Source organism: Dictyobacter alpinus (assembly GCF_003967575.1).
GTDB classification, from domain to species: Bacteria; Chloroflexota; Ktedonobacteria; order Ktedonobacterales; family Ktedonobacteraceae; genus Dictyobacter; species Dictyobacter alpinus.
Genome location: NZ_BIFT01000001.1, coordinates 4519860 through 4534817 on the forward strand (window position 1 = coordinate 4519860; position 14958 = coordinate 4534817).

The following is a 14958-nucleotide window of genomic DNA, read 5'->3' on the forward strand; positions in this document are numbered from 1 at the left end:
ATAGCAAAAGCTGGTTGCGCAGCATATTTAAAAGCTGGTTACTCCAGGTGTGCTATTTCTTGTAGGGCTGCCTGGATACCAGCGAGAGCTTGATCGATATGTTCTGCTTCAATGCCGTGATGGGTGACGGCACGGATATTTTTTTCGCCCATGGGTCCTAATAGAACTCCATGTTCGCGGGCCTTATTGAGGAAGAGGGCGATCTGATTGGTGTTATATTCCTGTCCATCGGCGTTGTGGAGTGAGAAGAGCAGGATGTTGGTGACGACCTGATCGGTCTGGATTGAGACCATGGGCAGGTCGGCCAGTCCATAGGCGAGGCGTTCACAGTTCTCGTGATCTTCGGCGAGGCGCTCAACCATTTCTTCAAGGGCGACGATGCCGGCGGCAGCCAGGACTCCAGCCTGACGCATGCCACCACCGAGCAATTTACGGGTCCGGCGTGCGCGGCGTATAAACTCGCGGGAGCCGACCAGCATTGAGCCTACAGGGGCGCTCAGGCCTTTTGATAAGCAGAACATGACCGAGTCGACATCGCGTACCAGGTCGCGCACAGGAATCCCCAGGGCGGTGGCGGCATTAAAGATGCGTGCTCCATCCATGTGGACCGCTATGCCATTGGTATGGGCCAGCGTCGCGATCGCTGCGACCTGCTCCTGGCTTAATACGGTTCCTCCGCAGCGATTATGGCTATTTTCCAGACAGATCAATGCCGTGGCAGCCGTATGCTCATCGCTCTCATCGGCGATGGCGCCCCGTAAGGCATCCATATCCAACATGCCGTCTGGATGTGTCGGCACGACATACATTGGTGAGCCACCAAGCGTGGAGGCACCACCGGCCTCATAATGATAAATATGCGATTGATCCCCAACGATCACCGCCTGCCCACGGCCCGCATGCGTCAACTGCGCAATAGCATTCCCCATCGTCCCGGTTGGCACGAACAGAGCTGCCTCCTTACCCGTCAGCTTAGCGGCCAGTTCCTGCAAACGATTAATCGTAGGATCCTCCCCATACACATCATCGCCAACTTCGGCCTCATACATCGCCTTACGCATAGCAGGAGTTGGATGGGTTACTGTATCACTACGCAGATCAATATACATATTTTTAGCCTTTCAATGTAAAGAAGTGATTTATCATACTCCTGCTAGTATAGCCCATATTTACAATGGCTTGAATTTCTGCTGGCTCGCAAGGTGGTAACTCCCATGGTGTGCATGCTGCTGCAAATATATGACATTTGTCATGCCAGGTTTATGATGCCCTTCACTACAAAACGGCTCTGCTTCGGACTACACTAGAAACAACGAAGAACGTGCAGGCACACAACAAGAGCCGTACTTCCAACAATGAAATTTTCGTTTTATCTACTTTTAAAGGAGAAAAAAGAAATGTCATCACGTTTATATCGCATTATGGTCGCTATCTGTGGTATCCTGGGAGTTGTAGCTTTAATGGCCTCTTTCTCTATTAATCCAGCCCCGCCCGCCGGTGCAAGCATCGCTCAGATTGTTGTCTGGGGGAAAGAACATCAGGTGTTGATTGAAGCTGGGGCATGGTTACAGGGGATTGGATCTTTACTAGAGGTCATTTTTATGCTGGGTCTGCTGCAGTTGGCTGGTGCTACGCGTACGTTGGCCGGTCTGGTAACCGCCTTTGCCGCTACAGTCATTGTGGGTATCAGTTTTGTCGAGGTCTCATTCTACCTCAGTGCGATTGCTGGTGGTGTCAGTGGCGATATGGCGACGTTGGGAGTCAGCCTGAACCTGATCAAAGCCATCCAGCACGCTTATGTTATTGCGCCCGCACCAGCGAATCTGATTGCGATTGGTATTGTTCTCTACCGTACACGCCTGGTGCACCGTGTCTTTAGCTACATCGCCTTTGTCCTGGGTGTCGCGCTGGTCATCCTTGGCTTTATCGGTACCTTTACACCCATGCAAAACAGTATCGATATCGTACTGAGTGTGCAGGAAGTCTGGTATCTGGCCATTGCGATCACCTTGATCGCCACGGCCAGAGCCGTTGCTGCCAATGTAAAGCCTGTCCAGTCGGTCACTGTAGGAGCGTAAGCAAGCCATATTCCAACCATTCAGGCACAAAAAATCATGCAAGAGGAAGCAGATGGATACAAAAGATGTAGAGAGCCCGAGCATGATCTCCTCTTCACCCATATCACGCTACTTAATCTGGCTGGTATGGGTGATCTGGTTACCATTTATCATTCCACCCATTGTGGATACGTTACAGGCAGATAGGACAACTCCTTTTCGGCTTATCATCATACTTGTCGTGGCCGCTCTTTTTATTGCTCTCTATCTATGGGCTACCTGGCAAATAGCAGGGTGCATAATGGCTGGGATCGCGCCACGGGAGGAGGGTGAGCGAGCTATCTGGCTGAAGATAGTGGGTATGGTGGTACTTGGCTTTGTGCTGGCCCTATCCGGTCCGGCTGATAAATGGTTGTCGCCGTTCATTTTTACCAGTAGCTATATCGGTGGTAGTCTGCGTACAAAGCCGGCTATCTGGAGCGCAATTGCGCTGGCGATCTCGATTATTTTGCTCAGTCGCTTTGTGACTATTAGCTGGTTGGAGTTGTTGCAGGCGACTGTATTTATACTGGCCGTTTGTTTTATCGTGATGATCGTGATCCGCGCCATCAAAATGAGCCGGGAACTACGCATTGCCCGTGAAGAGATCGCGCGCCTGGCTGTGGTGAATGAGCGCCTGCGTATCGCCCGCGATCTGCACGATGTACTCGGACATAGCTTGTCCTTGATTGCGCTGAAAAGTGAGCTGGCCAGACGCCTGGTTGATAAGGTGCCTGCACGAGCGATCAGTGAGATTGCTGATATCGAGCAGGTTGCGCGTGCGACTCTACAAGAGGTGCGTGAGGCGGTAGCGAACTATCGCCAGCCTACTCTGGAAAATGAGTTACATGGTGCCAGTGAACTTCTGCTTGCAGCGGGCATCGACTATCAGCCGCCATTGGATGCTGAACTCCATATATTGTTTCCTACGACCATCGAAAGTGTGCTGGCCTGGGCGGTACGTGAGGGGGTCACCAATATTATTCGCCATAGCCGCGCGCACCACTGTACGATTGCCCTTCACCGCGCAAATGACACGGTGACGCTCACCATCAGTAATGATGGCGTTGTTCCCCGCTCGGAGATGCAGTCCACTAGAGGTAATGGGTTGCGTGGACTCGCTGAGCGCGTTGAGGCTCTGTCCGGCACCTGTGAGTCTGGGTTATTGGCTAATGGTCTGTTTCGTCTGACGATCACCCTACCCTATAGCCACAAGTTACGTCCTGCGAGCGCGCTTGCTATCAGTTCTGCAGAAAGGAGCCCTTCAGAATGATTCGTGTATTGATAGCGGAAGATCAGGCGATGGTACGGGGCGCGCTGGCCGCTCTATTGACCCTTGAAGGTGATATCGAAATTGTGGCGGAGGTGAGCCGTGGCGACGAAGTCCTGGTCATGGCACGTGCGGCCAGACCAGACATTGCCTTATTGGATATTGAGATGCCTGGGAGTGATGGTATTACGGTGGCGGGTCTGCTGCATACCGAACTGCCAGCCTGTCGTATCCTCATTCTCACTACTTTTGGGCGCCCCGGTTATCTGCGTCAGGCAATGGAGAACGGAGTCGTTGGCTTCCTGCTCAAAGATGCTCCAGCCGAGCGACTGGCCAACGCGATTCGCCGTATTATGGATGGTGAGCGTGTCGTTGATCCAACCCTGGCCTTGAGCGCCTTAAGCGAGGGCAACAATCCACTGACAGAGCGCGAGCGAGCCGTCCTGGCTGCAGCCACCAAAGGCAGTACTATCGCTACTATTGCCAATACCCTTGCGCTCTCTGAAGGTACCGTACGCAATTATCTCTCCGTCGCTATCCAGAAATTGGGGGCTCGTAATCGCATTGAAGCCGCACATATTGCTGAACAAAAGGGCTGGCTCTAATAAAAGGATAGAGAATTTATTATGCGTTTTGTCTATCTGCAACGTCTAAATAGGGGATAGTATTTTCTTTTATCTGTAAAGCGTTTATCTGAAAGGCTCAATGTTTATGGCTATTATTGGTCGCATCCCAAGGTTGCCGCGTGACGAGGTGACCGATTTAAAGTGGAGGCGCAGACGTGATATCGCGCTGGCGATTCTGGCATGGGTAGGTGTTGTGGCGGTCGTATTCTGGGGCGCCGCACATATTATACGGGCGCTTTTGTTGATTGTGATTGCGGCTCTACTCGCTTACGCCCTGGCACCGGGTGTACGCTGGCTGGAAAAATATATTCCTCGTCCTTTTGCGATTGTCGCGATGTGCCTGTTATCCCTGGCTATCCTGGGTGGTATCTTCTATTTTGTGGCGATCACGGCCCTGCACCAGTTTAGTTCGCTCTCACGTTTTTTTGATTTCTTGTTATCGCCAAAGAATGGTAACAGGTCGCCATTGGAACAGACCTTGATTTCGCTGGGTATTACACCGGACCAGATTGTGCAGGTGAGACAGCAGGTCGTGACACGTGCGGAGGGGGCAGTCGGAAGTGCCTTGCCCTTGATTACCGGTGTGCTGGATTTCCTGTTGGATATGGTAGTGGTGGCGGTATTTACAATTTACTTCTTGATCGATGGCGCCAGAATTGAAGGCTGGGTGCGCTCGAATCTACCCGAGCAGTGGCGTGCTAACTTTTTAGTGGATACACTGCAGAAAATAGTTGGAGGCTATATCCGTGGTCAGTTGCTCCTGGCGGTCATGGTAGGACTCCTGGTTGGGATTGGCATGGCGCTCTTTCACGTTCCCTATGCGCTCCTGTTGGGCGTGCTGGCCTTTATCCTGGAATTCATTCCTATCCTGGGAACCCTGGTCTCTGGAGCTATCTGTACCCTGATTGCCCTGACACAAGGCTGGTTGATTGCTCTTTTTGTGCTGATCTACTTTATTGTCGTTCACGTACTGGAAGGTGATATCATTGGCCCCCGCATCGTTGGTGAGGCCGTAGGACTGCATCCGATCGTCTCGATTGCGGCTTTGATCGCGGGCTCAGAACTTTTTGGTATCTGGGGTGCTCTCCTGGCCTCCCCTATTGCTGGTGTTCTGCAGGCCCTGCTCATTGCGTTCTGGATCGAGTGGCGGCATACGCATCGCGACCAGTTCACCCTGACCGATGACAATGGGGCGGTTGCTATAGCTCCAACCAACAAAGAGGAAATTGAACCAGATCGCACCACACGCGATCTTAATACATAGGCATGGTTCTTTTCTGGTAAAGACTTATTCCTGTTCAGCCAGTGTTCCAGCTGGAACAGTGTTGATCTTATCAGTAGACTTTTTCGACTGTTCATCAATCTTTTTTGTTGGGTGTGCTGGCTGATTGTCTTGCTTTAACATAGAATAGATGATTATACCTAGAATAATAAAAAACAGCGGAATCAAACCATACACGAAGTATACTTCTAGCATTACTGTAAAAACTCCTTTCCTATAAAGCAACCATCTAGATAGCCCGATCTATGTGTGGTTGCTTTGAAAATAGCTCTCTTTATACTACTACGTTTTTAATTTGCATGAGAGCTATACGGGATGGTGGAATTACGTTTGATGAGCATGGCCGGTAGGATTTCGGTGGTTGGCTCTGGTTCCTGCTGCTTGTTTTGGAGGAGCGAGAGCACCTTCTGGGCTCCGGCCTGACCTAACTGGCGCAACGAAATGCTGACGGTTGTGAGGGATGGCGTGACCATGCGTGCCATCGGGATATCGCCAAAGCCACAGATCGAGATATCCTCGGGAAGCCGCCAGCCATGCTGGCGCAGGCCGTTCATCAGGCCAAAGGCGGTCTCGTCGTTACAGGCAAAGACGGCGCTGGGACGCTGCTCAGTCGGTAGCTGGACAAGTATTGATGCGGCACTTTCGCCACCTGCCTGGGTGAAGTTTCCGGGGATTATCAGTTCGGGTGAGAGTGGGATGCCCGCCTCGGTCAGGGCACGGGTATAACCTTGCTGGCGCTGTTCAGAGACTGCGACTTTATCAGGACCGGTCACGAAGGCGATTCTCCGATGACCTAGCGAGATTAAGTAAGCTGTGAGTTCGTAGGCTCCGCCAATGTTATCGCTCTGGATCGAAGGAGCTTTGATGCTATGAGGCGAAAGCGTGACAATCGCGGCCCCACGTTCCTGGATCTTCTCTACCAGCTCATCGATCTGGACCTGCTCTGGATAGTCAATCTCACTGAGACCACTACTGCTAAAAATGATTCCATCGGCCCGATAGTCCTGCAGTGTCTGGAGATAGCTAAGTTCGCGCATAGGATCACGTCCGGTATTGCACATGATGGTCAGGTAGCCGTGTGCATTGGCCACTTCTTCAACTCCGCGCGCGACCTGGGCAAAATAAGGATCGGCATTATCTCCGACCAGGACCGCTATCAATTTGCTTCTCTGGATCTTCAGGCTACGTGCCAATGAATTAGGGACATATTTTAGCTCCCTGGCTGCGCTGAGCACTTTCTCACGTGCTGTTCCACTGACTGGATAGGTAGAGCTACTCATCACCCGGCTGGCCGTCGCAACCGAGACACCAGCCTTTTTGGCTACATCAACAATCGAAGGAAGTTGTGTTGGCATCTAATTTCTCGCTATCCATTTACCGAAGCAAGCCCCCGCCTTCAGGCATGGGTCCCTGATACACACAAACTGCGTTTTGGATCCCCACTGTAACAAAGTTTCAGCACCTTGTCAATTTGCTGCTTTCTTTCCTCGTAAAATACTTCTCCTGCGTTTTTGTGCTCTTCCATCTGATCATCATCTTGACTTGTTTATAGCTTTATGTTATATACATAATTACAAATAGCTATATTATGATAAGGAAGTCTCTTGTATTAGGCGATGGTGTGCTTGCTTATCACCTGGACTGCCGTTTTTTCTTTTTAGCACATAAAACTATGGAAAATGTTATATGTTGTTTAAAGCTTAGGAGGAGCAATGATCACATATAAGCGCAGCCTTTGTCACTTTTTCCCTTTTCTCTTCAGTCTTACCATTATGCTGGCTGCCTGTTCACAAGCGCCAACAACCAATAATCAGAGAAGTATTCGCCAGTGCCAATAAGCCGCTGTATAGCCTGGACCTGCGTACCACCCCTGCAGGGCCAGTTAGCAACTGGTTTAATGGGAATCACGTGTATCAGAAATACGGTCTTGGTAGAGAAGATTTGTCTACTGCCGGTCCAGTCAAACAGTGGTTTGATCTCATCGTGTTTCTACGCGATACCACGCCAGCGCACTCGCTTTTAAAATAAAGCGGATTTAATAGTCATCATGTGTAGTGTGTTGCTGCGGCGGCCGCAGCAACACACTCAGGAAAGCGCGCGCAGCAGGCGCGAGGCGTGATATAATAGTTGCGTCTATTCATAGCGCTTAAGGCATGTGGAGGAATTTTTTAGCAAGAAACGTAGCGAGGAGTTTTTATGGTGTTCCAGATAGGACAAGAGATTGGTAATTACCGCATTGTAAGTGAGATCGCGCAAGGCGCTTATGCCTATGTCTATAAGGCATCCCATACCACATTGTCGCAGCGCATTGTCGCGATTAAGATTTTACATCGAACCTTTGTTGATCCTGAGGCGAAACATGATATTTTATATCAAGAGGCCCACATTCTGGAGCAACTTCAACATCCCCATATTCTCGCTGTGATCGATTTTGGTTCGTACGAGAATGCTCCTTATATCGTGAAGGAGTTTGCACCACATGGCTCGTTGCGTGATTACTTGCAGCATAAGCGTAACCGTCCTCTACCAATCAATGAAGTTCTTTTTCTGATCCGTCAGATTGGTGAGGGATTACAGTTTGCCCATGATCATAATATTGTGCATTGTGATTTGAAGCCAGAGAATATTTTATTTAATGCCGAGGATCAGGCGTTGATCTCGGATTTTGATATTGCGCGCGTCCTGAAATCGACGAGTGCGCAGGGCAAAAATATTGGTGGCACTCCCTCCTATATGGCGCCGGAGCAGTTTCATGGTAAGGTGCGCCGTGAGAGCGATCAATATGCGCTGGCATGTATGGCCTATGAGATGCTAACGGGCCGGCGTCCCTTTGAGGGAGACGATGTAAAGTCCTTACAGCAACAGCATCTCCATGAGCCACCGGTTCCTCCTACGCAACTGCGGCCCGATCTTCCTCTCCATATAGAGCAAGCTCTATTGCGAGCATTAGATAAAGAGTATCAGGATCGTTATCCCGATGTGGCGACGTTTGTGGCTGCCATCGATCCTGTCCAAACAACGGGTGTCTCTGGTGCCGAGTGGCCAACGGCCGCGCTGGTGCAGCAGCGTGGTCCACGTCTGGTCCTGCATGCTCCTGGCAAAGCTGGGAAGCAGGATGAGAATATCTTCTATGAGGACACGATCTCAATGCACAGCGAGGCAACCGTGGCTGAGGTCGATTTGCCCGCTCCACGCAAGCGCCGTGCAACAACGACAAAAAAGCCCGCCATAGGCGAAAAGGCCGTCCGACCAGCGCGTAGTCGCACCAGTGCGAGTACTGCAAAGGCCGCTCCAACTCGTCCGACCAAACCCAGGACTGCCAGCGCCGCCGCATCTTCAACCGCCAGGCCAAAAGTCTCACGTGCCCGGACGACCGAAAAGGATGCACCCAAGGCTGCCGTGCCACGTAAAAAGGCCACCACTCCAAAGACTACGACCGCTAAGAAACCCGCCGTCAAAAAGCCAAAGACACAGGAGGGAGCAGCGACCGCCGCATCAAAGCCGAAAGCCGTGCGTACTAAACCAGCAGCGGAGAAGAAGCCAGCCGTTGCTCGTAAGCCAGCCACCGGTAAAAAAGCAGATAGCGTGGCGCAAACTCCAGCCGAGCCGCGATCCATGCCCGCCTGGCAGCAAGCCGTAGCCCACCAGCGCGCAAGATCCACCAATAAAAACAACCAACCGTAGCTTCGACAACGGTGGAAAAAGCAACGCATTGTGCATCGAGTGGAAGACGTGAGAAGCCAGCGGAGCGTACGTGGAGTGGGCGCCACACGCAAGGCCGACATATAGCTTTTTTCGAAGGCGAAACATGTAGAAAAGCATATATGCCTGTGGCGCCTACACCAATCATGTTTCTTCAAGCATGTTTGCTCAGCAACGTGTAAACACACGAAGCATGGTTCGCGATCTGGTTTGGATCGGGATGGGACCAGATCTAACATATCGTATGTCCCTGTTCCGCCCGGTACCCCCAACCACGATTTGTGTAGGCGCCACAGCACTGCGCGTCGTTCATACACGTTGGCCCACGAAAACCCAGCAGTGCGGCCTTGCGTGTGGCGCCCACTCCACGTACGCTCGGCCCGCTTATGGCGCCATCCGACGTACATGACACCACTCGATTGGAGTCGGAGGCATTCCTCTTCTACCGTTTTACGTAATAAATGTCTCTTAGGCACGTGGTCGTGTTGAGGCGGCGCAGCGAAGTGTGTTCACCCTCGGACTTGTTCCTGGTCGTACGTGGTACAGGTCGCAGGGACAAGCCCTGCCGTTACGCCTGGGGAGCGGCTCGCTGGGGGTGGACGCTTTGTTGACATGGTTGGCATTCATTACTACCAACCATGTCGGGTGCGTTTAGGCTGGATCGATCAGGCGTCCCATGATGCTGTAGATGAGCAGGATGATCAGGCTGACGATGATGTTGGCCAGAATAATTATGCCGAGTTCGGGAAAGAGTCGCAGCGCTTTAGCACTGTACAGGATATAGCCGAGTGCGGCGGCCATGGCAATCACTGCTAGCAGGCTGGCACGAATCGATGAGCCAATACTTGGAAACTTTCTTGGACGCAGCATAGAGAGTCCTGTGAGCAGTCCGGCAAAGCCATAAAAGGCTAGTGGGAACCACCAGTTATGCAGTGGTGCGAAGCTTGCGGTATGGGTGAGTGCGTTGACCAGGCTGTCATTACCACGATACATAAAATCGGCGACCAGCGCTCCACCAACACCGACGAGTATGCCAACTATTGGACCAAAGGCTGCCCCAAAGAACAGTGGAAGGACCAGGACCATTGGGATGGCACGGTAATAGATGATTGGCCGGAAATTATGCAAAAAGCAGAAAAGGATAATACCCACGACCGTGGCGATAATTGGCCATTTCAAACTATTCAGTGGTCCCAACCACTCGGCCAGCGATTCCTGTGGCTCTGGCGCGCTACGTGAACGGGCGGCGCGTGGCTCGTCCGCGACCCGCGCACGCGACTGTGGCCGCTCCGGTGGATCATCATAGTCCTCATATTGACGAGGTGGCGGAGCTGGCCTCGGAGCCGGCCTCTGTTGTTCAAACTGAGAGGGCCGGTTGGGGTGTTGATATCCCTGCCCCTGCTGAGGACCGCCGAATTGCTGCCCCTGTTGCTGTTGAGGACTCCCAAACTGTTGCGGTCGCTGCTGATAGGGTGGTTGTACCGGTGCATGTCCCATATTTGGATAGTGCTGTTGTGGAGGTCGCTGACCCTGAGGGCCTCCAAACTGCTGTCCCGGCGGTCGCTGTTGCTGTGGACCATTGGGATAGCCGGGTTGGGGTGGCTGACCCGGTAGAATCATCTTTTGCGGACCAAACTGGCCGCCTGCATTTGGCGTTTGATTGGGCTGCTGAGACTGCTGGTAGGGAGCATTATTTGGATTGCTACCAACATTAAAACCAGTCTGGGCTACTGTTGTCGATGAATACGCCGTATTGGCAGGTTGGTTTGTCTGATTCAGCAAGTTTGGCTGTTGCGGCTGTGATATGCCAGCCTGTGCCGATCTCTGCTCCTGCTGCGTCTGCCTGGAATTATTTGTGGCATTGCCGCCAGGCTGACCAAACGGCTGAGACTGCATGGCTGTATATGGCGCCGCCGTTATTGGTGGTGTCATGCCTGGTTGATTGTTGGTCTGAACAGGATTGGTTGTGTTGCTTTGCATCGCGACCGTGCCGTAGCCTGCACTTGAGGTGGTTGGCGGCATCAACTCTGTTTGATAGGATTGGCCAGCCTGTTGCAGGGCCGCAGCAAAATCCTTGATATGCTCAAAGCGTTTCTTGGGATCCTTGTCCATTGCCCGCATCACGGCCTGTTCGACCTCGGGAGCGATATTGGGCAGTTTCTCACGGATCGGTGGTGGCGCGGCAAACATATGCTGTGTACACATCTCCGTAAATGAACCATGAAATGGACGATTGCCCGTCAGCCACTCGTAGACGACAATCGCTAGTGAATACTGGTCGCTAGCCGGTCGAGGCTTACCTTGGATCTGTTCAGGTGACATATAAGCCACCGTTCCAATCACATCCTGCGTCCCTTGATAGCGTGAGCTCTGGGCCACCAGCGCGATGCCGAAGTCGCTCAATAGTACCTCGTTGCGCTTGCCCAGCAGCATATTCTCTGGCTTGATATCGCGGTGAATAATATGCTCATCATGGGCATACTGCAATGCATCCGCGACCTGCTGCACATAGGGAAGGATCGTTGCCAGCGGTAGCGGATTCCCACGTGCGTGGCGTTGCCGCAACGTCCCATTGGGTGCATAATCCATCACCAGATATGGCGTCTCACCATCAATACCAAAATCCATTACACGCACAATATTCGGGTGTGATAACCGCGCAATGGTCTGTGCCTCTGTCAAGAAACTATCTGTATCATCAGAACCAGACAGCCTCGTCTGAAGTATCTTAATGGCAGCCAGTGACTTCAGGTAGAGATGCTCGCCGAGGTACACTTCGGCAAAGCCGCCCTGGCCCAGGAGTTGTTTTATTGTATAGTTTCCTAGTCGCTGCCCAATGCGATCCGCCATCCTTGCTCCTTTATATTATGCGTGATCTAATCGCATGCTTACCTTGCTTGCTCAATTCTAAAGAAATAGCGCACGAACGTCAAGTTTTGCGTTGTGAGTCACCAGATAGGGCTTACGACCCATCTTTAAAGCAAGGCAAAATTGACAATAGATTGCCTTCTATTATAAACCATGGAGATAGTAAAAAATCCACAATTGAGCGGTGTGTATGGGCAAAGATCATTCCTTTGAGGGGTGACAATCAGGCTGGCATGTCGAATACTATCTGTATAGGAGTATTGGTGCTGAGCCAGTGGTGTGTTGGAGATGGAGAGAGGATCTGTTATGCGCGCTAGATTGTCCTGGATACCGGTGAGTCGGCTATTGCGCTGGTTGCTGGCTGCCCTGTTTGTTCCACCCACAATTGTGAGTATTGTGCTGGTGCTGGTCGATAGTGTGCGCAAGCATGGTCGCTCGCAAGGACATTTCTTAAGCCTGCGTAATGAGCCTCCTGTAGCGGTGGATGATAGTGAGGTACAACTCTATACGTACGGCAGCGATCTCTATCAGGCCATGCTGGCAGACATCAAGCAGGCTCAGACGCGTATCTTTTTTGAGACCTTTATCTGGAAGGATGATGTGGTCGGCAACAAGTTTAAGGATGCCCTGGTACAGGCTGCACGGCGCGGGGTTGACGTCTATATTATCTATGACCAGTTCGCCAATCTGGTTGTCTCATCCAGTCTCTTTCAATTTGATCCCACCATCCACGTCCTGCGCTATCCGTTTATCTCGTTTCCCTTTCGTCCTTTTACGCTCAAGACGTATGCGCGCGATCACCGTAAAGTGCTGGTTATCGATGATCATATCGGGTATATTGGTGGCTATAATATCGGTGCCCTCTATGCGCGCAAATGGCGTGACACGCATGCCCGCATCAAGGGTCCGGGGACGCTGGAGATCGAAAATACCTTTATTGATTTTTGGAATGAACATAAAAAGAGACGCCAGCCGGAACTCCCCGATCTGGCGAAACGGGACTGGAATGCCGACCTGGTTGTACAGCGTAATGATCCGACGCTACTGATGTTTCCGATTCGCTCGATGTATTTGGAGACCATTGATCGGGCGCAGAAAAGTTTTTACCTGACCAATGCCTACTTTATTCCTGATCGTGCGATCCTGCATTCACTCTTGAAGGCTGCTCATCGTGGGGTCGATGTCCGCGTGTTGGTTCCTGCCAAGTCCAATCACATCATTGCCGACTGGCTCTCGCACGGCTTTTATACCCAATGTCTCAAGGGTGGCATTCGCCTATTGCTGTACTCGGATGCTATGATACATGCAAAGACCGCGACCGCGGATCGTGTCTGGTCGACCGTTGGAACCGCCAATCTGGATCGTTTGAGCATGGTTGGCAATTTTGAGCTCAATATTGAATTTTATAGTCCTGCAGTCGCTCAGCAGATGGAAAAGATTTTTGAATACGATTCATCCCAGGCCTACGAGCTAACCCTCGCCCAATGGGAGCATCGCCCATTCTACTGGAAAATTGCAGAATATCTCCTCTCCACGTTCCGCCCCTTATTCTGAAAACCTGAAGATATTCTGAAGTCGTACGGAAAGGATGCCATATGGAAACTCTACTGACCCGTGCTTTTGCGCTGGCGGCCCAATTGCACGCCACGCAGACGCGTAAAGCCTCGCTTGTTCCCAATACACCATATCTGGGGCATCTGATGGAGGTTGCTGGCATTGTCCAATCCAATGGAGCCTCAGAGGTGGCGGTGGCTGCGGCCCTCCTCCATGATGCTATTGAGGATCAGGGTGCGGCCACGCGGGAATTGATCCTGAACCAACTCGGTCCTGATGTGCTGGCGCTGGTTGAGGAATGTACCGAGCCAGGAACCGGAGGAGCGACGAAAGCGCCCTGGCGTGAGCGTAAAGAAGGGTATCTCCAGCAGGTTAAGGTGGCATCAATGGAGGCTCTGCTCATCAAGTGCGCCGACAAACTACAAAATGCTCGTGACCTTCGTAAGCAGGTCTACATTGAGGGCGAGGCCGCCTACGCTGCTTTTACACGTGGCAAAGCCGACAAGCTCTGGTTCTACCATACCTTCGTCCAGACAGCCCGTGAGCGACTCACGGTTCTGCGCCAGGATCAACCAGCCCAGCCACTCCTGACCGCCATCGACTACCTGCTCATCGAAATTCACCAGACCCTTACCGAGCTTGATGCTGACAGCTAGCCTATCCAATAAGCCCTTGCTAACCAGATAATACTATTGGTTTGCAAGGGCCTGCTGCTCTGACCTGGCTCATGTGCAAAGCGGGGATGCAAGGGGTGGCGAGCCCCTTGCCTGGGGGATTGGGGTCTGTGCCCCCGAAACCTCCTCCCCTCCCGCCCGCGTAGCGGGCGAAGAGCGTATCACATGAAGGGGGTCAGTCCATTAGTGAGACGTGGCCGGTGTTATGTCGGGAGCGGGATAGGACAGATAGGGATGGAGACGCGCGCGTGGGGAGAGTTCGAAGGCGTTATAGGCCTGAGCCATCGCCGCGATGCAGGCGGCGGCATTAGATAGGATGCGTTCGCTGACAGGATTGAGCCCGTGCATCTCTACGACTGAATACATGACCGAGATATCCATGCTTCCAACATAGGGTCGTATATCTCCAGATCCTAATGGTGAGACAAGCATTTTGGGGACACCCAGTGGTAGGCAACGCATGGCGGCGGTGGCGAGCCGTGATCCTCCACCTCCACCCAGGGCCAGGATGCCGTGGAGACGACCACGGGCGAAGAGTTCTACAATGGTTCTGGTTACTCCCTTTGCCATCAGCGCGATCGCGGCATTTTGATCAACCGTAGCGAGTTGGGAAATATCAATATGGGCTGCACGAGCCACTACTTCACGTGAGATATCAGGGTGGATCGTGGGCTCACCTTTGATGCCAGCATCGACTAGCAGGACACGACAACTCTGCGCCACAACGCGCTCACGCACATACGCATACTCAGGTCCTCTGGTATCTAACGTCCCAAGTAATACAACAGTCGTCATTTGCGCACTTCCTTACTTTGTATCACACCTTGTTACCAACAAAGAACAGACCAGTAAGTGTTTGACATATCCCTGGAATGTAATAAGTATA

General features: G+C 52.1%; 12 protein-coding genes. 7 read left to right on the top strand and 5 right to left on the bottom strand.

All coding sequences use genetic code 11. The annotated features are described in order from the left end of the window. Nucleotides 1–38: 38 nt before the first annotated feature. On the bottom strand, nucleotides 39–1109 hold the full coding sequence (gene ltaE / locus EL633_RS17935; protein WP_126628499.1) for a low-specificity L-threonine aldolase: 1071 nt from the start codon (nucleotides 1107–1109) through the stop codon (nucleotides 39–41). A gap of 288 nt (nucleotides 1110–1397) precedes the next feature. Between ltaE and EL633_RS17940 the strand changes: the two genes are divergently transcribed. From EL633_RS17940 to EL633_RS17955, 4 genes are all read left to right on the top strand, one after another. Further along, complete coding sequence (locus tag EL633_RS17940) at nucleotides 1398–2078, top strand: hypothetical protein (RefSeq protein WP_126628500.1); 681 nt, start codon at nucleotides 1398–1400, stop codon at nucleotides 2076–2078. 52 nt (nucleotides 2079–2130) lie between these two features. After that, nucleotides 2131–3369 carry a sensor histidine kinase gene (locus tag EL633_RS17945; RefSeq protein ID WP_126628501.1) on the top strand — a complete coding sequence of 413 codons (1239 nt, stop codon included), beginning with the start codon at nucleotides 2131–2133 and terminating at the stop codon, nucleotides 3367–3369. Further along, complete coding sequence (locus EL633_RS17950) at nucleotides 3366–3971, top strand: response regulator transcription factor (RefSeq protein ID WP_126628502.1); 606 nt, start codon at nucleotides 3366–3368, stop codon at nucleotides 3969–3971. The genes EL633_RS17945 and EL633_RS17950 overlap by 4 nt, the downstream gene beginning before the upstream one ends. 106 nt (nucleotides 3972–4077) lie before the next feature. Next, complete coding sequence (locus EL633_RS17955; RefSeq protein WP_126628503.1) at nucleotides 4078–5256, top strand: AI-2E family transporter; 1179 nt, start codon at nucleotides 4078–4080, stop codon at nucleotides 5254–5256. Between the two features lie 24 nt (nucleotides 5257–5280). Here the strand turns inward: EL633_RS17955 and EL633_RS17960 are convergent, their stop codons facing one another. Continuing rightward, a complete protein-coding gene (locus tag EL633_RS17960) occupies nucleotides 5281–5469 on the bottom strand; it encodes a hypothetical protein (RefSeq protein ID WP_126628504.1) in 189 nt (62 codons plus the stop codon). A gap of 95 nt (nucleotides 5470–5564) precedes the next feature. Then, a complete protein-coding gene (locus tag EL633_RS17965; RefSeq protein WP_126628505.1) occupies nucleotides 5565–6629 on the bottom strand; it encodes a LacI family DNA-binding transcriptional regulator in 1065 nt (354 codons plus the stop codon). An 841-nt stretch (nucleotides 6630–7470) separates the two neighbouring features. Between EL633_RS17965 and EL633_RS17970 the strand changes: the two genes are divergently transcribed. Then, nucleotides 7471–8958: a serine/threonine protein kinase gene (locus EL633_RS17970; RefSeq protein WP_126628506.1), complete on the top strand. Its 1488-nt coding sequence runs from the start codon at nucleotides 7471–7473 to the stop codon at nucleotides 8956–8958. A 669-nt stretch (nucleotides 8959–9627) separates the two neighbouring features. Here the strand turns inward: EL633_RS17970 and EL633_RS17975 are convergent. Next, a complete protein-coding gene (locus EL633_RS17975; RefSeq protein ID WP_126628507.1) occupies nucleotides 9628–11826 on the bottom strand; it encodes a serine/threonine-protein kinase in 2199 nt (732 codons plus the stop codon). A gap of 324 nt (nucleotides 11827–12150) precedes the next feature. Between EL633_RS17975 and EL633_RS17980 the strand changes: the two genes are divergently transcribed. Then, nucleotides 12151–13398 (top strand): phospholipase D-like domain-containing protein, encoded by a 1248-nt coding sequence (locus tag EL633_RS17980; RefSeq protein ID WP_246039163.1) that lies wholly within the window; start codon nucleotides 12151–12153, stop codon nucleotides 13396–13398. 41 nt (nucleotides 13399–13439) lie between these two features. Further along, complete coding sequence (locus EL633_RS17985) at nucleotides 13440–14054, top strand: HD domain-containing protein (protein ID WP_126628509.1); 615 nt, start codon at nucleotides 13440–13442, stop codon at nucleotides 14052–14054. A 201-nt stretch (nucleotides 14055–14255) separates the two neighbouring features. Here EL633_RS17985 and EL633_RS17990 read toward each other — a convergent pair whose 3' ends face one another. Further along, nucleotides 14256–14867, bottom strand: coding sequence for a Tm-1-like ATP-binding domain-containing protein (locus EL633_RS17990; RefSeq protein ID WP_126628510.1), 612 nt, complete (start codon nucleotides 14865–14867; stop codon nucleotides 14256–14258). Nucleotides 14868–14958 lie beyond the last annotated feature (91 nt).